Below are 21,019 nucleotides of genomic sequence, written 5' to 3' on the forward strand. Positions count from 1 at the left end.
CTTCTCTTTTTTGTGTTGAATTTAGGATAGTATGCTAATAGAACTTTCTCTTTTTTGTGCAAAGTCTGTGAAATTTTGATAAGATAGGAGTATGAATTTTGAGAAGATTGAACAGGCTTACGACCTGCTATTAGAAAACGTACAGACCATCCAAAACCAGTTAGGCACCAATATCTATGATGCCATGATTGAGCAAAACGCAGCCTATCTAGCTGGTCAGCACGACACGGATTTGATTGTCCGCAACAATCAAACCTTACACGACTTGCACTTGACCAAGGAAGAATGGCGTCGTGCCTTCCAATTCCTGCTTATCAAGGCCAACCAGACCGAGCCAATGCAGTATAATCACCAGTTTACACCGGATTCTATCGGTTTTATTTTATCATTCTTGGTAGATCAACTAGTATCTACTTCTAAAGTAACAGTCTTGGAGATTGGCTCAGGAACAGGTAACTTGGCGCAGACCATCCTTAATGCCAGCCAGAAAGACTTGGATTACTTGGGGATCGAAGTAGATGACCTCTTGATTGATTTATCAGCAAGCATGGCAGATGTTATGCAGGCAGAGATTTCTTTTGCCCAGGGCGATGCGGTACGTCCGCAGATTTTGAAGGAAAGCCAAGTCATTCTTGCGGATTTACCAATCGGCTACTATCCAGATGACCAGATTGCCAGTCGCTATCAGGTGGCTAGCCAGACAGAGCATACCTACGCTCATCATTTGCTCATGGAACAGTCCCTCAAATATTTGGAAAAGGATGGCTTTGCTATTTTATTGGCTCCAAATGATTTATTGACCAGTCCACAAAGTGATTTGTTGAAAGGTTGGTTGCAAGCAGAGGCTAATATCGTTGCCATGATTGCCCTGCCACCAAGTCTTTTTGGCAAAGCAGCCATGGCCAAGTCAATTTTTGTCTTGCAGAAGAAGACCGCTAGACCGCTAGTACCATTTGTCTATCCCTTGCAGAGTTTGCAAGAACCAGAAGCTATTCAGAAGTTCATGGTCAATTTCAAAAATTGGAAGCAAGAGAATGCAATTTAGGTGAAAATCTGTTATACTAATAGGGAAAACGCTTTTAAAGGGGAATATTATGTCAAAAACAATTGCAATTAACGCCGGTAGCTCAAGTTTAAAATGGCAACTCTACCAAATGCCAGAAGAAACTGTCTTGGCAAAGGGTATTGTTGAGCGTATCGGTTTGAAAGATTCAATTGTCACAGTAAAATTTGGTGATCAGAAAGCTGAACAAGTTTTGGATATTGCGGATCATGTGCAAGCAGTAAAAATCTTGTTGGAAGACTTGCTCAAACACAATATTATTGCAGATTTCTCAGAAATTACAGGTGTTGGTCACCGTGTGGTAGCTGGTGGTGAAATCTTCAAGGATTCTGTTGTCATTACGGATGAAGTCTTGAAGCAGATTGAAGACCTTTCTAGCCTTGCACCACTTCACAACCCAGCTAATGCGGCGGGTATTAAGGCCTTCAAGGACATCTTGCCAGAAGTGACCAGTGTGGCTGTGTTTGATACGGCTTTCCATTCAACCATGCCAGAGGTAGCATACCGTTACCCAGTTCCAAATAAGTACTATGAAGAGCACCAAGTTCGTAAGTACGGAGCTCACGGAACATCTCACTACTATGTTTCACGTGAAGCAGCAAAAATGTTGAACAAGCCAATCGAGGAAGTTAAAGTTATCACTGCCCACATCGGAAACGGTATTTCAATTTCAGCGATTGAAGGTGGTAAATCTGTCGATACCTCAATGGGCTTTACACCGCTTGCAGGTCCTATGATGGGAACTCGTTCAGGAGACATCGACCCAGCCATCATCCCTTACTTGATTGAAAATGTAGAGGAATTAAAAGATGCCGCCGATGTTATCAATGTTTTGAACAAGCAGTCAGGTATTCTTGGTATTGCGGAAGTATCGAGCGATATGCGTGAGGTCGAAGCTGGATTTGAAGCGGGCGAAGCAAAATGCACCCTTGCCTTCAATATGCTTGTCAATCGTCTGCAAAAATTCATCGGTCAATACTTTGCAGTCTTGAATGGTGCTGATGCCCTTGTCTTTACAGCAGGTATCGGTGAGAACTCTACTCTTGTTCGTGAAGCTGTTGTTAACGGTTTGACTTGGTTCGGTATGGAATTGGATCCAGAGAAGAATGTTCGTGGTGCTGAAGGCGATATCTCAACTCCAGAATCACGAGTGAAAGTCTTAGTTGTTCCGACAGATGAAGAATTGGTTATTGCTCGTGATGTAGAGCGGTTGAAATAAGAAAATTGAGAGAAAGGTCGGTACTAGCTACTGGCCTTTTGTCTATAATTTTTTCAAATAAGCTGCTATAGGTAGAAGCAATTGGTCAGTCATTGAGAATTGTGTTACAATAGTGAAGCAAAGAAATTTGCACAGAGTAGATGGTTTGCGTTAAGTGTATGTGGATGGGATGTTGCCACATAACGAAGCTAGCTTTTGGTTGGGGTTGATGTCTGTTTTAGTCGGAACATTGGTCCTGGCTGAGAGTAGCGCGGTAAACCATTGCATCCGCTGTCGAATACATACGACAGCTCCATTTTTTGAAAAAGGAGTATTTTTATGGAAAAGAAAATTCCAAAACTAACGGTGCAGCTGTTGGCTGCTATTGCTGTGACCCTTGCCTTGGTCATGATTGTGGAGAACTATTTCTCTATTCGTCTTTCAGATACCTTGCAGGTCCAGTTTACCTTTATCCCAAATGCTATTTTGGGAGCGATTGCTGGTCCGGTTTGGGCAGCTGTATTTGCGGCGATTTCAGACCCAGTATTTGTCTTGTTTAGCGGGCAAACGGTCCTCTTTACTTGGATTTTGATTGAGGCGGTGTCGGCATTTATCTACGGCTGGTTCTTCTATCGAAAACCGCTAGACACCAAGAACAAGGCTGATTGGCTCTATGTTGCAGGGGGTGTTGTCTTGATTCAGGTTGTGATTTCCTTTATCATGACACCGGTTGCTCTTCATTTCCATTTTGGAACACCTTGGATTGCCTTGTATAGCAGTCGTTTGATTAAGGCTATTTTTGAAATTCCATTACGCATTGTCGTGACCATGCTTGTCTTGCCAAGTTTACAAAAAATACCTGAATTGGCTAGGTTAATGGGCCTTAAATAAGAAACTATCTAGCAACAGGTCATCCCCCTGTTGCTTTTTATAGAGAGGGAAACATGAATTATTTAGAAATGAGGCAGTGGTTGTCTAGTCGCCCGGCCTCTGATTTGGAACACGGGGTTGCGCGTGTCAATTGGCTTTTGGAACGTTTGGAACATCCCCAGCTTCAAGTGCCGACCGTTCATTTTGTTGGTACAAATGGCAAGGGCTCGACCCTCAATGCCCTGCAGTCCATCCTACAGGCTTCTGGCTACACGGTTGGTCGTTTTACATCACCGTCTATCATTGATTTTCGAGAGCAGATTGTCTACCAGCAGGAGATGATCGCGGAGGAAGATTTTGCAAGGATTGTGACAGACTTGCAGCCTTTGATTGAAGACTTGGACCAGACGGCTGGACTGGATGCCATCTCGGAGTTTGAGATTGTCGTGGTGGCTATGTTTGTCTACTTTGCCGACTATCAGCGTCCCGATATTCTCTTGGTGGAGGCGGGCATGGGCGGTTTGCAGGATGCGACCAATGTCCTTAATCCTCTAGCGGTAGTTTGTCCCTCTATCGGCTTGGACCATCAGGCATTTTTGGGGGTGACTCACGCAGCCATAGCCCGTCACAAGGTCGCCGTCTTGCGTGAGGGGGTTCCTCTCATCTATGCGACCGACCAGCCAGAAGTGGTGGCAGTTTTTGAGGAGCAGGCTCGTCAGCTTCAGAGTCCGACCTATGCGGTGGGGCGCGAGATTCTTTTGGAAAATAGCAGAGCAAGCTTTGCGGTTTCAAGCCCCTTCGGCCGAGTTGAGGATTTGAGGCTACAGATGCAGGGCCGTCACCAAGAGGTCAATGCCGCCTTGGCAGTGACAACCGCTCAGCTCATTAAACCTCATTTTCCAACAATTACCAATGAAACCATCAGCCAGGGCTTGTCCCAAGCCATCTGGCCAGGCCGCTTAGAGTTGATTAGACCTAATCTCATGATTGACGGTGCCCACAATAATGAAAGTATCGCCGTCCTGACCCAGCTCTTGGAAGAAAAGTATGCTGACAAAGATATTGAAATCCTCTTTGCAGCCATCAATACCAAGCCTGTGGACCAGATGTTGACCCAGCTTAGCCAATTTGGACCTGTTAGCGTGACAACCTTTGATGATTTTCGGGCGGTGAAGCTGGAGGACTATCCAGCAGGTTATGAACGGGTACAAATCTATCAGGAATGGTTGGAGCAGGCGGACTTGGACAATCCCAAAAAACTTTACCTGATTACAGGCTCACTATATTTCATTACCTATGTGAGGAAGTACATTTTAGAAGAGCTTATATAGAAAAAAAAGGCTTTGCCGGGCCATTCTACCTAGCAAAGTCTTTTGTTTTAATAATTTTTAATCAAATCAACCGTTGAGCGGTCTAGTTTTTTAACGATAGCCTGCAGGAAGGCTTGAGCTTCTAAAAAGTCATCCATATTGTAGAGGGTTTGATGGGAATGAATATAGCGAGCGCAGACACCGATGGTTGTTGATGGAACACCATGATTTTTCAAGTGGGCTGCACCAGCATCTGTTCCACCTTTGCCGCAGTAGTATTGATATTTAATACCAGCTTCCTCAGCAGTAGTCAGAAGGAAATCCTTCATATTTTTTAACATGATATGGCCAGGATCATAGAAACGAAGCAGAGTTCCGTCACCAATTTTTCCTTGGTCACCGTAAATATCACCTGCGGGCGAGCAATCAACAGCGAGGAAAATGTCTGGATTGAACTTGGTTGTAGAAGCATGAGCACCACGAAGACCAACCTCTTCTTGCACATTGGCCCCAGCAATCAACTGACTTGGCAAAGATTGATCGGATAGGCTTTCCAGTAATTCAGTCACCATAAGGACACCGAAGCGGTTGTCCCAAGCCTTAGAAATAACATTTTTTCCGTTGGCAGTAAGGATAGTTTCGTTTTTGGGAACGAGGACATCCCCCGGACGAACACCGAAAACCCAGGCTTCGTCATAATTGGTAAAACCAGCATCGAAAATAATATCAGCAATGGCAGGCATGCCAGGAGCGTTAGCCCCCCGTGAAAGGTGAGGTGGTACTGATCCTGAGATGGCTGGAATGGTACGGCCGTCCTGCAACTGAAGAGTGAAGGCTTGGCTAGAAACCACCAGAGGATTCCAGCCACCTAGCTCGACAACACGGAAAGTACCGTCTGGCTTGATTTGGCTAATCATAAAGCCGACTTCATCCATATGGGCAGCTACTAGGATACGAGGAGCATTTTCAACAGCCGTATCCTTGATGCCAAAAATTCCACCGAGTCCATCTGTTTCAATGCGGTCCACATGTGGCGTGATTTTTTGGCGGATATGGTTGCGAACCTGTCCTTCAAATCCCGGTAAACTTTGCAATTCGGTTACTTCTTTAATTTTTTCAAAAAGAGTCATTCTTCTTCCTCCATGACATGATTACTACTATTTTATCACGAAGAGCTAGACTTGTCTTAAAAATATAGAAAAATATGGATAGTATTGACAAGAATGTTTGAAATTTGCTAGGATAGAAATGCCCCTCAAAATAGAGAGGAGGTGATTGCTAAGTGTGGGAAGCATTTATCACAGTTTTTCTTGTACCTTTGTTCGTCAGTTTTCTAACAGTTTTGTTTGAAAGATGGCTCAACAATCGTGACAAGTAGGCCCCAGGGGCAAAAGAAAACCCTCAACGCTGGGAACGTTGGGGGTATTTTGATTGCCAAGTGTTGACAAACATTTATCACTGTAAGACCATTCTATCTATTTTTTAGTCTTTTGTCAAGCAGTGAGAGTTCTTCTCAGCTGTCACAAGTCCAATGGCATTTTTGGGAAAAATCCGGAGAAATATGATAAAATAGTCAACATGAAAAAGAAAAAGACAGCCTTGCTAGCAGGCTTATTGGGGGCAGGTGTGCTCACCGCTAGTGCTCAATTTTACCGCAAAATCCAAGAAGACCGTAAAAAAGCACAGGCCTTGCAGGAGGTGTGTGACTTTTTCGCTGATTTAGGAGAGATTGCCACGGTCTATGTGGATGAAACAGCCTCAACTCGTGACCAGCTTATTGGCGGGGTTGTGATGGAGGCAGGACAGGTGTTTTTATTTGAAAATACCCAAGGTTCTATTCAGTACAGGGAGGAAGAAAGATGATTTTTCCAACAAATCTTGAAGAAGTGGCTGCCTTGATTGAAGATGGCAAGCCAACTGTTTTTCTATTTGTGACGACTTGGTGTGGAGATTGCCACTATATCAAACCGCATTTGCCAGCTATCGAAGAGGCTTTTCCGGATTTCCGTTTTGTGCAATTGGATCGGGATGACTTTATGCCTTTAGCACAGGAATGGGCTATTTTAGGTATTCCAAGTCTGGTTGTTTTGGAAAATGGGAAGGAAATCGGTCGCTTTGTCGATAAGAATCGCAAGACCAAGGAAGAAATCATGAACTTCTTATCTGGACTGGGTAGATAAATTAGCAGAGAAGCTCTGCCATTTCCCAAAAGAAAGGAAAAAACATGAAGAAATCACTAGGAAAAATCCTTTTAGCACCTGTGGTGCTGGGATTGAGTTTAAGTTTGGCACCGCTGGTTCAAGCGGAAATCCAGACGGATGTCATCAATGAAAAATGGGGCAAGCCAACACTGGTCTACGGTGGCGGTTTGTCAGATGCGCAGGCGACAGAGGTTAACAATCTATTTGGTATTTCGGATGTCAATAATGTTAGTCGTCAGGTGGTTGTTGGCACGGATATGGACCAATATTTAGGTACATCTGGAGCGGACACAGCCTCCCTCTATTCGTCTGTCTTGGTGCAAAAGCAGGACGCTGGCAAAGGGGTTGTGGTAGATATTAAGACGCCACAGAACATCACCTTGATTACCGAAACGCAGTATGCCAATGCGGCCATTACTGCTGGTGCGACAGACGTCTTGATTGACGTTGCGGCACCCATTCAGGTGACGGGAGAGTCCGCTCTGACAGGTGTTTACAAGGCTCTTGCGGCCAATGGTGAGACAGTTGATACAGCCCGAACTGAAGTAGCTCAACAAGAATTAACAACTGTTAATGAAGTAGCGACAGCCCATGCTGGCGATGAACAATTTGACAGCTCTGCTTTGGATAAGGCAGTAGCAGAAATCAAGACAGCTCTTGCGGATTACAAGCAATCCAATGGTCAGGTGGCTTCTGAGGCTGACATCAACACCATCATCAATGATGTTTTGGCCCAAAACGGTTTGGGAAATGTCATCACAGCAGATGAGATTTCCAAACTAGTCACTTTTGCTAAAGCTTATCAGGAAACCTCTGCTATTGATTCGGCGGAAGTGGCTGCCCAACTCAACCAGTTCAAGCAAGAGGCGGAGCAACAAATTTCAGAAGCCTATAAGAATTTACAAGATTCAGGGATTTTAGAAAAGATCGGAGCCTTTTTTGAAAATCTATGGAAGGGCCTGACCGGTCTATTTGCATAAAGGAGAAATGAAAAAGAAATGATTTTTACATATAACAAAGAACAGGTCGGCGATGTTCTAATGGTGATTGTTGCGGAGGACAAGGGACAGGCTGTCCAGTTTGAGCGCAAAGGTCAAGTGGCGCGTGTCTTCTTAGCAGAAACGGGTCAAACAGTCGCTTGGAATATCTTTGAAGCATCAAGTTTGGTTGAGCTTGCTGGAAATGGTCAGGTTTTCATGACAGACGAGCAAGTTGCGACCTTGAATGCTGCATTAGCAAAAGAGGGTTTTACTGAAAGCTTGGTCAACGATAATGCTCCTAAGTTTGTTGTCGGTCAGATTGTGGAACTGGTTCCGCATCCAGACAGTGACCACCTCAATATCTGCCAGGTCAATGTTGGCGACAAAACCGTTCAAATCGTAGCAGGTGCACCAAATGCTGCCCAAGGCTTGAAAACCATTGTGGCTCTTCCAGGGGCAATGATGCCGAGCGGTAGCCTGATTTTCCCAGGGAAATTGCGCGGTGAAGATAGCTTTGGTATGATGTGCAGTCCACGTGAATTGGCTCTGCCAAACGCACCACAAGTCCGTGGCATTATCGAATTGGACGATAACGCAGTAGTCGGAGAAGCACTTGATCCAGTAAAACACTGGAAGGGATAGAAAAAGAAGAATTGGTCGCTGTGGCCAATTCTTTTATGCTGGTTCAATTTTTCCTTCAATAGCCTGTTCGATTTCTTCGGTCGATGCTTGATGTGACCTAAGTTGGAAGTAAAGACTAGACAGAAAATGTTGGAGATTGAGCCACCGGAAGTAGTCTACTGGTTCTTGATTTGGAAAGTCCAGCTTGCTAATCCATTCCGTCAGCTCTTGGCTGGTTACTTTTTCATTCAGTAGTAAATATACAGGAATTTGTGCCAGACGGATTTCCTCGCCAGCTGAGAAAACTTTACTTTGTCTGGTCAGACAAGTGACAATAGTTTGCCAGACTTCTTTGCTTTTTTCAGCGGGAAATTGATCATGACAGCTTGCGGCCAGAAGAAAATCTGCTCCGTGGGCAACGGTATGGATCCAACCGAGTTTTTCATCGTAGCCAGACCAGTCATTTTCAATCGCCAAATAATCCAAGGCCTGCTGGAAGAGTAGCTCACGGTCGTTAGTGCTTAAAAATGCAAAGTACACAGAATCTCGCTCATTATCAACAGATAGCAAAAGACAGTAGAGCAAGCAAGTAAAACTTCGTTTTAGTGTGGAACTTTCTAGGGAAAGGTGATTGGTTTCTTGAGAGAATTGTAGCAGCGACTGTGCTTGCTCCCTTGTGACCAAGCCCTCCAAAAAGATGTGGCAAAAACTAGCATAAACCAGTTCGTCGCGTATAGCAGGAACAGGATGACCGATGTTTTCCAGCAACCAAGCCAGTTCGGCATTGGTATATGGTTGGGAGGTCTGTATCTTTTCCATCAAAAATTCTTTCATAATTTTCGCTCCTTTTCTAATCCTTCTACGAATAAATAAGTAGGAGGATATAAAATGTATAATAAAGTTATTCTAATCGGTCGCTTGACGGCCCAACCTGAACTCACTCAAACACCAACTGGCAAAAATTTGACTCGTGTAACAGTCGCAGTCAATCGCCGATTTAAGACTGAAAATGGTGAGCGTGAAGCAGATTTTCTTAATGTTATTTTCTGGGGCAAACTGGCGGAAACACTTGTCTCCTATGGCAGCAAGGGCAGTCTGATTTCTATTGACGGTGAGTTGCGAACGCGAAAATACGAAAAAGACGGCAGCAACCACTATGTGACTGAAGTCTTAGGACAATCCTTCCAGCTGCTCGAAAGTCGGGCCCAACGTGCCATGCGTGAAAATAACACAGGCGATGACCTAGCTGACTTGGTTTTGGAAGAGGAGGAATTACCGTTTTAAAGCAATATCGGTCCTAAGACCGATGAAGAGAGTTGGAAAATGGTCTATACTATAATCAATCCTAAATATTTTTCATATCTCCTTAAAAACGCTGACGAAAGTTGGCGTTTTTTGCTACTTATTTTCTATATTTCCACCATTCTACTAGTATAACAATCAGTGACAATAGGATGACCACATAAAAGAAAAAGATGATGTAATGAGGGTGGGAAAAGAGAAGTAACCAGCCAAGCCAGAGTAGATAGGCGAACATTATTTTGCCCCAAAAACCTAATTTACGCTTTAAAAACCATTCGGCAAAACTTTCGTGAACGGAAAATCGGCTTTCAAGGTAATCAATTTTTAAATCTCTAAAAAATTTCATAAATCCCCCTTAACTTTTTAATAATAGTATAGCATAGTTTGGCTATAATTGAGTAGGTTCGTTTTTCTCAGACTTGGGACGGATTTTAGGAAAATTAAAATAGAATTCTCTTGACTATTTTTGACCAAGTGATACAATAGGAAATGTGAGTTAGCACTCAGGTGTATAGAGTGCTAAAAAGACCAGGAGGTAATACCATGTTGAAACCATTGGGCGATCGTATCGTCGTGAAAATTGAAGAAAAAGAACAAACAGTTGGTGGATTTGTCCTTGCGGGTGCAAGCCAAGAAAAAACCAAGGAAGCAAGTGTCCTAGCGATTGGACAAGGGATTCGTACCTTGAATGGTGACTTGGTTGCCCCAGCAGTGGCGGTTGGTGATACTGTTTTGATTGATGCTCACGCAGGATTGGAAGTGAAAGATGGAGATCAAACCGTCCACATCATTCGTGAAGCTGATATTTTAGCAATCATTGAATAAGAAACTAATAGAAAAGGATTTGAACCCGCTTGTGAAATTGTAAGAAATGTGAAATAGGATTTTTTATTGATTTAGGCGGGAGGGTATAATTATGGCAAAAGAAATCAAATTTGCAGCAGATGCTCGTGAGAGCATGGTTCGTGGTGTCGATATTTTGGCTGATACGGTCAAAGTAACCTTGGGGCCAAAAGGTCGCAATGTTGTCTTGGAAAAAGCTTATGGCTCACCACTTATTACAAACGACGGTGTAACCATTGCCAAAGAAATCGAATTGGAAGATCATTTTGAAAATATGGGTGCCAAGTTGGTATCCGAAGTAGCGTCAAAAACCAATGACATCGCTGGTGACGGGACAACAACTGCAACTGTTTTGACCCAAGCTATCGTACGCGAAGGATTGAAAAACGTAACTGCAGGTGCCAACCCAATCGGAATTCGTCGCGGGATTGAAGCCGCGGTTGCGACTGCGGTTGAAGCCTTGAAAGCACAAGCAAGCCCAGTATCCAATAAAGCTGAAATTGCTCAAATCGCAGCCGTGTCTTCCCGTTCTGAAAAAGTTGGTGAGTACATTTCAGAAGCAATGGAGCGCGTGGGTACAGATGGTGTTATCACCATTGAAGAATCTCGTGGTATGGAAACTGAGCTGGATGTGGTTGAAGGTATGCAATTCGACCGTGGTTATCTGTCACAATACATGGTAACAGATAATGAGAAGATGGTTGCGGAGCTTGAAAATCCATTTATCTTGATTACAGATAAGAAAATTTCTCACATCCAAGATATTTTGCCACTCTTGGAAAGCATTCTTCAGACCAGTCGTCCTCTCTTGATTATTGCTGACGATGTGGATGGTGAAGCACTTCCTACCCTTGTTCTCAATAAGATTCGTGGTACTTTCAACGTTGTTGCTGTTAAGGCGCCAGGCTTTGGCGACCGTCGTAAAGCGATGTTGGAAGACATCGCAATCTTGACAGGTGGTACAGTTATTACAGAAGACCTTGGTTTGGACTTGAAAGATGCGACTATTGAAGCCCTTGGTCAAGCTGCCAAGGTTGTGGTTGACAAGGATGGTACAACTATTGTTGAAGGCGCTGGCAATCCTGAAGCCATTGCCAACCGTGTGGCTGTTATCAAGTCACAAATTGAGGGAACAACTTCAGAATTTGACCGTGAAAAATTGCAGGAGCGTTTGGCAAAATTGTCTGGCGGTGTCGCAGTGATTAAAGTAGGTGCCGCAACGGAAACTGAGTTGAAAGAAATGAAGCTCCGTATCGAAGATGCCCTCAACGCAACACGTGCCGCAGTTGAAGAAGGAATCGTTGCTGGTGGTGGTACAGCTCTTGTCAATGTGATTGATAGCGTAGCCAAGCTTGAATTGACCGGTGATGATGAAACAGGACGCAATATTGTCCTGCGCGCCTTGGAAGAACCAGTGCGCCAGATTGCCTATAACGCAGGCTATGAAGGTTCAGTTATCATTGATAAATTGAAGAATTCTGAGCTTGGAACAGGCTTTAATGCTGCGACAGGTGAATGGGTGAATATGATTGAGGCAGGAATTATTGACCCTGTTAAAGTTACTCGTTCTGCTCTTCAAAATGCGGCTTCCGTAGCCAGCTTGATTTTGACAACGGAAGCAGTTGTTGCCAACAAACCAGAACCAGCTGCTCCAGCTATGCCACAAGGTATGGATGGAATGGGTATGGGCTACTAAAAATGAGTGAAATGACACAGCTGCTTGGCTGTGTTTTTTCTTGGAAATTTCAAACATATCTATTTGACAAGGTCTTCTAGCTGTGGTATTATATTAGACGGTACTTTTTACTTTTGGTCTCTCAAGAGTGTACAGGGACGTGCTGACAATTGTTGCAAAAGTACACACAGATAGGGGTTGTCACCAATGCCTTATCACCAAAAATAAAAAATATATACAGGAGAATGTAGATGCCTACAATTAACCAGTTGGTACGTAAACCACGTAAGTCTAAAGTAGAAAAATCTAAATCACCAGCTTTGAACGTTGGTTACAACAGCCGTAAAAAAGTTCAAACAAATGTTTCATCACCACAAAAACGCGGTGTTGCAACTCGTGTCGGAACAATGACACCTAAAAAACCTAACTCAGCCCTTCGTAAATTCGCTCGTGTACGTTTGAGCAACCTTATCGAAGTTACTGCTTACATCCCAGGTATCGGCCACAACTTGCAAGAGCACAGCGTTGTTCTCCTTCGTGGTGGACGTGTAAAAGACCTTCCAGGGGTACGTTACCATATCGTTCGTGGTGCGCTTGATACTGCAGGTGTTAACGATCGTAAGCAAGGCCGTTCTAAATACGGTACTAAACGTCCAAAAGGCTAAGAAAGGGGAAATATAAATGAGTCGTAAAAATCAAGCGCCTAAGCGCGAAGTATTGCCAGATCCATTGTATAACTCAAAATTGGTAACTCGTTTGATCAACCGTGTTATGTTGGACGGTAAACGTGGTACTGCTGCATCAATCGTTTACGGTGCCTTTGATCAAATCAAAGAAGCAACTGGTAATGATGCACTTGAAGTATTTGAAACAGCAATGGAAAACATCATGCCTGTACTTGAAGTACGTGCACGTCGTGTCGGTGGTTCTAACTACCAAGTCCCAGTTGAAGTTCGTCCAGAGCGTCGTACAACACTAGGTCTTCGTTGGTTGGTAACAATCGCTCGTAACCGTGGTGAGCACACTATGGTTGACCGTCTTGCGAAAGAAATCATGGATGCAGCAAACAACACTGGTGCAGCTGTTAAGAAACGTGAAGACACCCACAAAATGGCAGAAGCAAACCGCGCATTCGCACACTTCCGCTGGTAAGATTAAGATACGAGGGCGTCAAGCAACTCCTAGACAAAATAGGGAAGCGAAGCAGATTGCTGTGCAATCAATGAGGTTCATCTTTTTGTCAGTGAGTTGTAGCCCAAGTTCAATTAGGATGTGAGGACGTTAAGAAAATTCAAGGAAAAATAGGAAATCAGACGATGGACCTTAAGGTCCAAGGAAGATTTATACCTAAAGGTAGCCACACTTGTAATTGGCTAAAGCCAAAACAATTGCGTCTCTTTTTTCCAGAATTTTTAGTCCGAACTCAACTAATCAGGATGTGAGGACGTTAAGTCAGTTCTACATAAATCAATTGAGATTATGGTATAAACTTCTCGTTCAATCATCACAAACCGGATCGAGGCTTGCCTCATCCACTTCACACCATTAGTAAGAAATCAAGCGGGTGGGACTTGCCCACTCGCTTTTCTTAAAATATGGTATAATCAGAATAGAAATCTAAAAATATAGGAGAACAAACCTCATGGCACGCGAATTTTCATTAGAAAAAACTCGTAATATCGGTATCATGGCGCACGTTGACGCGGGTAAAACAACGACAACTGAGCGTATTCTTTACTACACTGGTAAAATCCACAAAATCGGTGAAACTCACGAAGGTGCATCACAAATGGACTGGATGGAGCAAGAGCAAGAGCGTGGTATCACAATCACATCTGCTGCGACAACAGCTCAATGGAACAACCACCGTGTAAACATCATCGACACACCAGGACACGTGGACTTCACAATCGAAGTACAACGTTCACTTCGCGTTCTTGATGGTGCGGTTACCGTTCTTGACTCACAATCAGGTGTTGAGCCACAAACTGAAACAGTATGGCGTCAAGCAACTGAATACGGAGTTCCACGTATCGTATTTGCTAACAAAATGGATAAAATCGGTGCGGACTTCCTTTACTCAGTAAGCACACTTCACGATCGTCTTCAAGCAAATGCACACCCAATTCAATTGCCAATCGGTTCTGAAGATGAGTTCCGTGGTATCATCGACTTGATCAAGATGAAGGCTGAAATCTATACGAACGACCTTGGTACAGATATTCTTGAAGAAGATATCCCAGCTGAATACCTTGAGCAAGCTCAAGAATATCGTGAAAAATTGGTTGAAGCAGTTGCTGAAACTGATGAAGAATTGATGATGAAATACCTTGAAGGTGAAGAAATCACTAACGAAGAATTGAAAGCTGGTATCCGTAAAGCGACTATCAACGTTGAATTCTTCCCAGTATTGTGTGGTTCAGCCTTCAAAAACAAAGGTGTTCAATTGATGCTTGATGCGGTTATTGACTACCTTCCAAGCCCAGTTGACATTCCTGCTATCAAAGGTATCAACCCAGATACAGATGCTGAAGAAGAGCGTCATGCTTCTGACGAAGAGCCATTTGCAGCTCTTGCCTTCAAGATCATGACTGACCCATTCGTAGGTCGTTTGACATTCTTCCGTGTCTACTCAGGTGTCCTTAACAGCGGTTCATACGTAATGAACACTTCTAAAGGTAAACGTGAGCGTATCGGACGTATCCTTCAAATGCACGCAAACAGCCGTCAAGAAATTGAAACTGTATATGCTGGTGACATCGCCGCTGCGGTTGGTTTGAAAGATACTACAACTGGTGACTCATTGACAGATGAAAAAGCAAAAGTAATCCTTGAGTCAATCCACGTTCCAGAACCAGTTATCCAATTGATGGTTGAGCCTAAGTCTAAAGCTGACCAAGACAAGATGGGTATCGCCCTTTCTAAATTGGCTGAAGAAGATCCAACATTCCGCGTTGAAACAAACGTTGAAACTGGTGAAACAGTTATCTCTGGTATGGGTGAGTTGCACTTGGATGTCCTTGTTGACCGTATGCGTCGTGAATTCAAGGTTGAAGCAAACGTAGGTGCTCCTCAAGTATCATACCGTGAAACATTCCGTGCTTCTACTCAAGCTCGTGGTTTCTTCAAACGCCAGTCTGGTGGTAAAGGTCAATTCGGTGACGTTTGGATTGAATTTACACCAAACGAAGAAGGTAAAGGTTTCGAGTTCGAGAACGCTATCGTCGGTGGTGTGGTTCCACGTGAATTCATCCCTGCGGTTGAAAAAGGTCTCGTAGAATCTATGGCTAACGGTGTTCTTGCTGGTTACCCAATCGTTGACGTTAAAGCGAAGCTTTACGATGGTTCATACCACGATGTCGACTCATCTGAAACAGCCTTCAAAGTGGCAGCATCTCTTGCTCTTAAAGAAGCAGCTAAATCAGCTCAACCAACTATCCTTGAGCCAATGATGCTTGTAACCATCACTGCACCAGAAGATAACCTTGGTGACGTAATGGGTCACGTTACTGCACGTCGTGGTCGTGTTGACGGTATGGAAGCTCGTGGTAACACACAAATCGTTCGTGCTTATGTGCCACTTGCTGAAATGTTCGGTTACGCAACTGTTCTTCGTTCAGCAACACAAGGTCGCGGTACCTTCATGATGGTATTTGACCACTACGAAGATGTACCAAAATCTGTACAAGATGAAATCATCAAGAAAAACGGCGGCAATGCTTAATTGATTGCCCAAGCCTGCTCGAAAGAGCGGGCTTTTTTCATACCTTCTATCTCTCTTTCGTCAAGAACAAAATGAAAACCACCAGTTAAACTGGTGGCTGCCAAGGTGTTGTAGTTCACTAAAAATCACCTCCAACAGTCTAGGGCTGAACTGTGGCAAGTGGAAGTCGGACAAACCAAGTGGAAAGCAAATAATCAAGTTGACGTTTTCCCGTCCCTATTAGATATAAAATCATTGTTCTTGGATGGGGAATATTTTAAAATATTGTAATTGTTCTTGATACAGTTTTGTGTATTTGTTGGCTTGTGAAAGGCTGGATAATACTGTTTGTGTACGAGTTGGGTAGTCGGTGATGATACCATCTACTTCTATGGAGTCTGCTTGTTGCACTCCCTCAGGAGTATTGACAGTCCAAACGTAGAAAGATTTTCCCGATTTGCGAATATAATTAAGTAAATCATCAGTGAGTTGATCCAAGGGAACACTATAGCCAGTCAGGTTAGGTAATTCAATTTCCGGAGGTGCGCTCATCAATAAGTAGGTTTCAAATTTTGGAGCATACTTTAGAATAGCGTTTATGAAATGAGGGTCAGCAGACTGAAGCTGATGCCCCTCCTCTTCAAAGCTTGCTTGGTATTTCTTCATAAAATTGTCTACCATTTGGGAACTATCTTGTGCAGAAGTTTTAAAATCAATTAAGAGTTTCTGATTTTGTGCCCTAGCTTCAGTTAGAATTTGGTCAAAACTTGCAATTTTGGCAGAGTAGCCAGCCGCATCTGTTATGATGGTTTCTGTTAAGTTTGCCAAAGTAAGATCATGGGGACGATAGTCTATACCAGCCCAATTAATCAAAGTTGGGTCATGAAAAGCAACGAATTCTAAATCAGCTGTTTCCCAAAGGTCGATTTCGATGTAGTCTGGTTGGCTCTTACTTGCTAATTGCAGTGCTTCAACGGTATTTTCAATAGCGTGGTGGTCGTTTAAAGCGCGATGAGAAATAATAAGTGGCGCTTTTGGGGTATGAAAGGAGGCTTCATATCGGGCTAATAAGAAGACCGGCACAACTGGAAGGAAGATGAAAAGGAGAGAAGAGGGCTTCCACCAAGTAAATTTTTCGTTAAAGAGTATTTTCCACCAGAACCACAAGGTAAGTGTGAGCGCAAGGATTAAACTACTGTAAAGAAAAGCGAAAAATAGGCTATAGTTCATTTGCACATGACTGGTAAAAATATTTGAGATGACTGGCTGGATAGATATGCTGATTGTATTTAATCCATACCATAATCCTAAACTGAATAAAGGAGTGAGAATGCTGAGGATGGCTTTTTGAAATTTAGACCGATGTTTTCTTTTGGATAAGTGTTTCTGGCGAATTTTTGAGTATTTTGTCGGCATAGGAGTAATAACTTTCTAAAACATTACTTATGATTGTATCAAATTTTATAGGTTTTATCCAATTGATCAGTAAGTTTTCAGAAATTCCATGCAGTTCCGACAATATTAACAATGAAACTATATGAAATTCTTGCTTTTTTATTGAATAAGTTATATAATAAAAACGTTGAAAAGATGCTTGTAGGCTTACAAGTTAATATTTTCACAAAAGGATTAAAAGGCTTGCCTTTTAAAATAAAGAACTCGATTTTCATAAGGAGGAAATCATTCATGGTAGTTAAAGTTGGTATTAACGGTTTCGGACGTATCGGTCGTCTTGCTTTCCGTCGTATCCAAAACGTAGAAGGTGTTGAAGTTACTCGTATCAACGACCTTACAGACCCAGTAATGCTTGCACACTTGTTGAAATACGACACAACTCAAGGTCGTTTCGACGGTACTGTTGAAGTTAAAGACGGTGGTTTCGAAGTTAACGGTAAATTCGTTAAAGTTTCTGCTGAGCGTGAGCCAGGAAAAATTGACTGGGCTGCTGACGGCGTAGAAATCGTTCTTGAAGCAACTGGTTTCTTCACTTCAAAAACTGCTGCTGAGCAACACATCCACGAAAATGGTGCTAAGAAAGTTGTTATCACTGCTCCTGGTGGTAACGATGTTAAGACTATCGTTTTCAACACTAACCACGATATCCTTGATGGTACTGAAACAGTTATCTCAGGTGCTTCATGTACTACAAACTGTTTGGCACCAATGGCTAAAGCTCTTCACGATGCATTTGGCGTTCAAAAAGGTTTGATGACTACAATCCACGGTTACACTGGTGACCAAATGGTTCTTGACGGACCACACCGTGGTGGTGACCTTCGTCGTGCTCGTGCTGCTGCTGCGAACATCGTTCCTAACTCAACTGGTGCTGCTAAAGCTATCGGCTTGGTAATCCCAGAATTGAACGGTAAACTTGACGGTGCTGCACAACGTGTTCCAGTTCCAACAGGTTCTGTAACTGAATTGGTTGCAACTCTTAACAAGAAAGTTACTGCTGAAGAAGTAAATGCTGCTATGAAAGCTGCTGCTACTGAATCATACGGCTATACTGAAGACCAAATCGTTTCTTCAGATATCGTAGGTATCTCATTCGGTTCATTGTTCGATGCAACTCAAACTAAAGTTCTTGACGTTGATGGTGAGCAATTGGTTAAAGTTGTTTCATGGTACGACAACGAAATGTCTTACACTGCACAACTTGTTCGTACTCTTGAGTACTTCGCAAAAATCGCTAAATAATCCTTAGTGAAAATCAAAGAGGCTTCGGCCTCTTTTTTTCATTCGTTCTTTTTGTAGATTTGTGAAAAAACTATCTTTATGAGAGAAAAAATTCAGAAAATATGGTACAATGGTAGGGTAAATATAAATTAAGGAGTTCTTATCTAATGGCAAAATTGACTGTTAAAGATGTAGAATTGAAAGGCAAAAAAGTTCTAGTCCGTGTGGACTTTAACGTGCCTTTGAAAGATGGCGTTATCACTAACGATAACCGTATTACAGCAGCTCTTCCAACTATCAAGTATATTCTTGAGCAAGGTGGACGTGCAATTCTTTTCTCTCACCTTGGTCGTGTGAAAGAAGAAGCTGACAAAGAAGGTAAATCATTGGCTCCTGTAGCAGCTGACTTGGCAGCTAAATTGGGTCAAGAGGTTGCTTTCATCGCTGGTGCTACTCGTGGTGCTGAATTGGAAGCAGCAATCAACGCTTTGGAAGATGGACAAGTTCTCCTTGTTGAAAACACTCGTTTCGAAGATGTTGATGGTAAGAAAGAATCTAAAAACGACGAAGAACTTGGTAAATACTGGGCTTCACTTGGTGATGGTATCTTCGTTAACGACGCGTTTGGTACTGCACACCGTGCGCACGCATCAAACGTTGGTATCTCAGCAAACGTAGAAAAAGCTGTAGCTGGTTTCCTTTTGGAAAACGAAATTGCGTACATCCAAGAAGCTGTTGAAACTCCAGAACGTCCATTCGTGGCAATCCTTGGTGGTTCAAAAGTATCTGATAAGATCGGTGTTATCGAAAACCTTCTTGAAAAAGCTGACAAAGTTCTTATCGGTGGTGGTATGACTTACACATTCTACAAAGCTCAAGGTATCGAAATCGGTAACTCACTTGTAGAAGAAGACAAGCTTGATGTGGCAAAAGCACTTCTTGAAAAAGCTAACGGTAAATTGATCTTGCCAGTTGACTCAAAAGAAGCTAACGCATTTGCTGGCTACACTGAAGTTCGCGATACAGAAGGCGAAGCAGTTTCAGAAGGCTTCCTTGGTCTTGACATCGGTCCTAAGTCAATCGCTAAGTTTGATGAAGCCTTGACTGGTGCGAAAACAGTTGTTTGGAACGGTCCTATGGGTGTATTTGAAAACCCAGACTTCCAAGCTGGTACAATCGGTGTAATGGATGCTATCGTGAAGCAACCAGGCGTGAAATCAATCATCGGTGGTGGTGACTCAGCAGCAGCAGCTATCAACCTTGGCCGTGCAGACAAGTTCTCATGGATCTCAACTGGTGGTGGTGCATCTATGGAGTTGTTAGAAGGTAAAGTATTGCCTGGTCTTGCAGCTCTTACTGAAAAGTAAAAACTTGAGAGAAAAGAGTTGGATTTCCAGCTCTTTTTTGTGCATCGCGTAGAGTTTCTACGAAGCTAAGCGAGTTAGAAAGTCTAGCAAGGTGAAAAGTTCTTCCAGCACTTGCGGCATTGACTGAAAAGTAAAAACTTACGACGAAAAGAGTTGGGTGACCAACTCTTTTCTGCCTTTCTTGGGATAATGACCCCATTTTCCATAAAATCATGTTAGAATAGAGATATGTTTGAAAAATATAAGTTTGATCCCAAAAAATTTCGATTAGGAATGCGGACTTTTAAATCTGGTCTAGCGGTTTTTTTGGTTATTTTGCTTTTTGGTTATCTGGGTTGGGAAGGTATTCAGATTGCAGCCTTGACAACGGTCTTTAGCCTGCGTGAGGACTTTGACCAGAGTGTCCATTTTGGTACCTCTCGTGTTTTAGGCAATTCGATAGGTGGTTTCTACGCCTTGATTTTCTTTTTACTAGATAGATTATTTTCTGATCAGTTCTGGGTAACTGCGGTTTTTGTACCTATCTTTGTCATGCTGACTATTATGACTAATGTAGCTATGAATAATAAGGCTGGCATTATCGGTGCGGTATCGGCCCTGTTGATTATTTCTTTATCAATTCCAGCAGGTGATACCATTCAGTATGTCTTTGTTCGTGTTTTTGAAACCTTTGTGGGTGTTTTTATAGCGATTTTGGTAAATTACGATGTTAATTTAATAAAAAAACGTTTCCAAAAAGAATGATGTCAGAAGATATAACATAATCGCTTGACCCATGGTCAAAATTCTCCTATAATAGTCTGCAGAAAGGAGTTCATTATGAGAGAAAAAGAGTTCCGTCGTTCCTTGGCCATTTTTCCAATTGGCAGTGTTATGAAATTGACAGACCTAACGGCTCGTCAGATTCGTTACTATGAAGATCATGGCTTGATTAAGCCCGATCGTAATGAGGGCAATCGTCGCTTGTATTCTCTAAATGATATGGATTTGCTTCTTGAAATCAAGGATTTTTTGGACGAGGGTTTGAATATTGCGGCTATTAAGAAGGAATATGCAAACCGTGAAGCAAAAGCTAAGGTCCAAAAACAACAGAAAACCTTGACCGATGAAGATGTACGCCGTATCTTACATGATGAATTCAGTCGTCAAGGACGCTTTTCAAGTCCTAGTTCTATTTTCCGTTCATCGTAAATACTTTTAAAAATAGAGG

The 21,019-nt window shown here is 42.8% G+C and carries 23 protein-coding genes and 1 riboswitch; of the genes, 18 read left to right on the top strand and 5 right to left on the bottom strand.

What is annotated here, in order from left to right; all coding sequences use genetic code 11:
• The first annotated feature begins 91 nt into the window (after positions 1 to 91).
• The 4 genes from C1G53_RS02715 to C1G53_RS02730 all read left to right on the top strand — a co-directional run bounded on the left by C1G53_RS02715 (position 92) and on the right by C1G53_RS02730 (position 4,462).
• Positions 92 to 1,045 (top strand): class I SAM-dependent methyltransferase, encoded by a 954-nt coding sequence (locus C1G53_RS02715; RefSeq protein ID WP_105117582.1) that lies wholly within the window; start codon positions 92 to 94, stop codon positions 1,043 to 1,045.
• A gap of 49 nt (positions 1,046 to 1,094) precedes the next feature.
• A complete protein-coding gene (locus C1G53_RS02720) occupies positions 1,095 to 2,282 on the top strand; it encodes an acetate kinase (RefSeq protein ID WP_105117583.1) in 1,188 nt (395 codons plus the stop codon).
• 130 nt (positions 2,283 to 2,412) lie between these two features.
• A riboswitch (THF riboswitch) is annotated at positions 2,413 to 2,557 on the top strand.
• A gap of 43 nt (positions 2,558 to 2,600) precedes the next feature.
• Complete coding sequence (locus C1G53_RS02725; RefSeq protein ID WP_105117584.1) at positions 2,601 to 3,152, top strand: folate family ECF transporter S component; 552 nt, start codon at positions 2,601 to 2,603, stop codon at positions 3,150 to 3,152.
• Positions 3,153 to 3,205: 53 nt separating this feature from the next.
• Complete coding sequence (locus tag C1G53_RS02730) at positions 3,206 to 4,462, top strand: bifunctional folylpolyglutamate synthase/dihydrofolate synthase (protein WP_105117585.1); 1,257 nt, start codon at positions 3,206 to 3,208, stop codon at positions 4,460 to 4,462.
• A 47-nt stretch (positions 4,463 to 4,509) separates the two neighbouring features.
• Here C1G53_RS02730 and pepA read toward each other — a convergent pair whose 3' ends face one another.
• Complete coding sequence (gene pepA / locus C1G53_RS02735) at positions 4,510 to 5,571, bottom strand: glutamyl aminopeptidase (RefSeq protein ID WP_105117586.1); 1,062 nt, start codon at positions 5,569 to 5,571, stop codon at positions 4,510 to 4,512.
• Between the two features lie 448 nt (positions 5,572 to 6,019).
• Here pepA and C1G53_RS02740 point away from each other — a divergent pair, with 448 nt between their 5' ends.
• From C1G53_RS02740 to ytpR, 4 genes are read left to right on the top strand one after another with little or no spacing between them, the layout of a single operon-like run.
• Positions 6,020 to 6,304 (top strand): DUF4651 domain-containing protein, encoded by a 285-nt coding sequence (locus C1G53_RS02740; RefSeq protein ID WP_105117587.1) that lies wholly within the window; start codon positions 6,020 to 6,022, stop codon positions 6,302 to 6,304.
• Positions 6,301 to 6,621 carry a thioredoxin family protein gene (locus C1G53_RS02745; RefSeq protein WP_024375735.1) on the top strand — a complete coding sequence of 107 codons (321 nt, stop codon included), beginning with the start codon at positions 6,301 to 6,303 and terminating at the stop codon, positions 6,619 to 6,621. The genes C1G53_RS02740 and C1G53_RS02745 overlap by 4 nt, the downstream gene beginning before the upstream one ends.
• 44 nt (positions 6,622 to 6,665) lie before the next feature.
• A complete protein-coding gene (locus C1G53_RS02750; RefSeq protein WP_105117588.1) occupies positions 6,666 to 7,622 on the top strand; it encodes a DUF1002 domain-containing protein in 957 nt (318 codons plus the stop codon).
• Between the two features lie 18 nt (positions 7,623 to 7,640).
• On the top strand, positions 7,641 to 8,264 hold the full coding sequence (gene ytpR / locus C1G53_RS02755) for a YtpR family tRNA-binding protein (protein ID WP_105117589.1): 624 nt from the start codon (positions 7,641 to 7,643) through the stop codon (positions 8,262 to 8,264).
• 33 nt (positions 8,265 to 8,297) lie between these two features.
• Here ytpR and C1G53_RS02760 read toward each other — a convergent pair whose 3' ends face one another.
• Entirely contained in the window at positions 8,298 to 9,077 is a 780-nt protein-coding gene (locus C1G53_RS02760) for a DUF2785 domain-containing protein (protein ID WP_105117590.1), read from the bottom strand.
• A gap of 54 nt (positions 9,078 to 9,131) precedes the next feature.
• Between C1G53_RS02760 and C1G53_RS02765 the strand changes: the two genes are divergently transcribed.
• The gene (locus C1G53_RS02765) at positions 9,132 to 9,527 is read left to right on the top strand and encodes a single-stranded DNA-binding protein (RefSeq protein WP_105117591.1); all 396 of its coding nucleotides are present in this window, start codon (positions 9,132 to 9,134) and stop codon (positions 9,525 to 9,527) included.
• Between the two features lie 118 nt (positions 9,528 to 9,645).
• On the opposite strand, the gene C1G53_RS02770 is transcribed toward C1G53_RS02765, so the two are convergent.
• Positions 9,646 to 9,891, bottom strand: coding sequence for a hypothetical protein (locus C1G53_RS02770; RefSeq protein WP_105117592.1), 246 nt, complete (start codon positions 9,889 to 9,891; stop codon positions 9,646 to 9,648).
• Positions 9,892 to 10,088: 197 nt separating this feature from the next.
• On the opposite strand from C1G53_RS02770, the gene groES reads away from it, so the two are divergent.
• The 5 genes from groES (at position 10,089) to fusA (ending at position 15,787) form a co-directional block, all read left to right on the top strand.
• Positions 10,089 to 10,370 (top strand): co-chaperone GroES, encoded by a 282-nt coding sequence (gene groES / locus C1G53_RS02775; protein ID WP_024404081.1) that lies wholly within the window; start codon positions 10,089 to 10,091, stop codon positions 10,368 to 10,370.
• Between the two features lie 91 nt (positions 10,371 to 10,461).
• Positions 10,462 to 12,084 (top strand): chaperonin GroEL, encoded by a 1,623-nt coding sequence (groL, locus tag C1G53_RS02780; protein WP_105117593.1) that lies wholly within the window; start codon positions 10,462 to 10,464, stop codon positions 12,082 to 12,084.
• Between the two features lie 230 nt (positions 12,085 to 12,314).
• The gene (gene rpsL / locus C1G53_RS02785) at positions 12,315 to 12,728 is read left to right on the top strand and encodes a 30S ribosomal protein S12 (protein WP_002940030.1); all 414 of its coding nucleotides are present in this window, start codon (positions 12,315 to 12,317) and stop codon (positions 12,726 to 12,728) included.
• Positions 12,729 to 12,744: 16 nt separating this feature from the next.
• Positions 12,745 to 13,215, top strand: coding sequence for a 30S ribosomal protein S7 (gene rpsG, locus C1G53_RS02790; protein ID WP_029178040.1), 471 nt, complete (start codon positions 12,745 to 12,747; stop codon positions 13,213 to 13,215).
• 490 nt (positions 13,216 to 13,705) lie between these two features.
• Complete coding sequence (gene fusA / locus C1G53_RS02795; protein ID WP_105114182.1) at positions 13,706 to 15,787, top strand: elongation factor G; 2,082 nt, start codon at positions 13,706 to 13,708, stop codon at positions 15,785 to 15,787.
• Here fusA and C1G53_RS13515 read toward each other — a convergent pair.
• Both C1G53_RS13515 and C1G53_RS02800 read right to left on the bottom strand, forming a co-directional pair.
• Positions 15,784 to 15,906 carry a hypothetical protein gene (locus C1G53_RS13515; RefSeq protein ID WP_269087982.1) on the bottom strand — a complete coding sequence of 41 codons (123 nt, stop codon included), beginning with the start codon at positions 15,904 to 15,906 and terminating at the stop codon, positions 15,784 to 15,786. The two genes, fusA and C1G53_RS13515, sit on opposite strands and share 4 nt — an antisense overlap.
• A gap of 112 nt (positions 15,907 to 16,018) precedes the next feature.
• Complete coding sequence (locus C1G53_RS02800; protein ID WP_105117594.1) at positions 16,019 to 17,182, bottom strand: glycerophosphodiester phosphodiesterase family protein; 1,164 nt, start codon at positions 17,180 to 17,182, stop codon at positions 16,019 to 16,021.
• A 270-nt stretch (positions 17,183 to 17,452) separates the two neighbouring features.
• Here C1G53_RS02800 and gap point away from each other — a divergent pair, with 270 nt between their 5' ends.
• From gap to C1G53_RS02820, 4 genes are all read left to right on the top strand, one after another.
• Complete coding sequence (gap, locus tag C1G53_RS02805) at positions 17,453 to 18,463, top strand: type I glyceraldehyde-3-phosphate dehydrogenase (protein ID WP_029176999.1); 1,011 nt, start codon at positions 17,453 to 17,455, stop codon at positions 18,461 to 18,463.
• A gap of 146 nt (positions 18,464 to 18,609) precedes the next feature.
• Entirely contained in the window at positions 18,610 to 19,809 is a 1,200-nt protein-coding gene (locus C1G53_RS02810) for a phosphoglycerate kinase (RefSeq protein WP_002938510.1), read from the top strand.
• 228 nt (positions 19,810 to 20,037) lie between these two features.
• Entirely contained in the window at positions 20,038 to 20,553 is a 516-nt protein-coding gene (locus C1G53_RS02815; protein ID WP_105117595.1) for an FUSC family protein, read from the top strand.
• A gap of 75 nt (positions 20,554 to 20,628) precedes the next feature.
• A complete protein-coding gene (locus C1G53_RS02820) occupies positions 20,629 to 21,000 on the top strand; it encodes a MerR family transcriptional regulator (protein WP_105117596.1) in 372 nt (123 codons plus the stop codon).
• Positions 21,001 to 21,019 lie beyond the last annotated feature (19 nt).

Source organism: Streptococcus suis (genome assembly GCF_002960445.1).
Taxonomy (GTDB): Bacteria; Bacillota; Bacilli; order Lactobacillales; family Streptococcaceae; genus Streptococcus; species Streptococcus hyiners.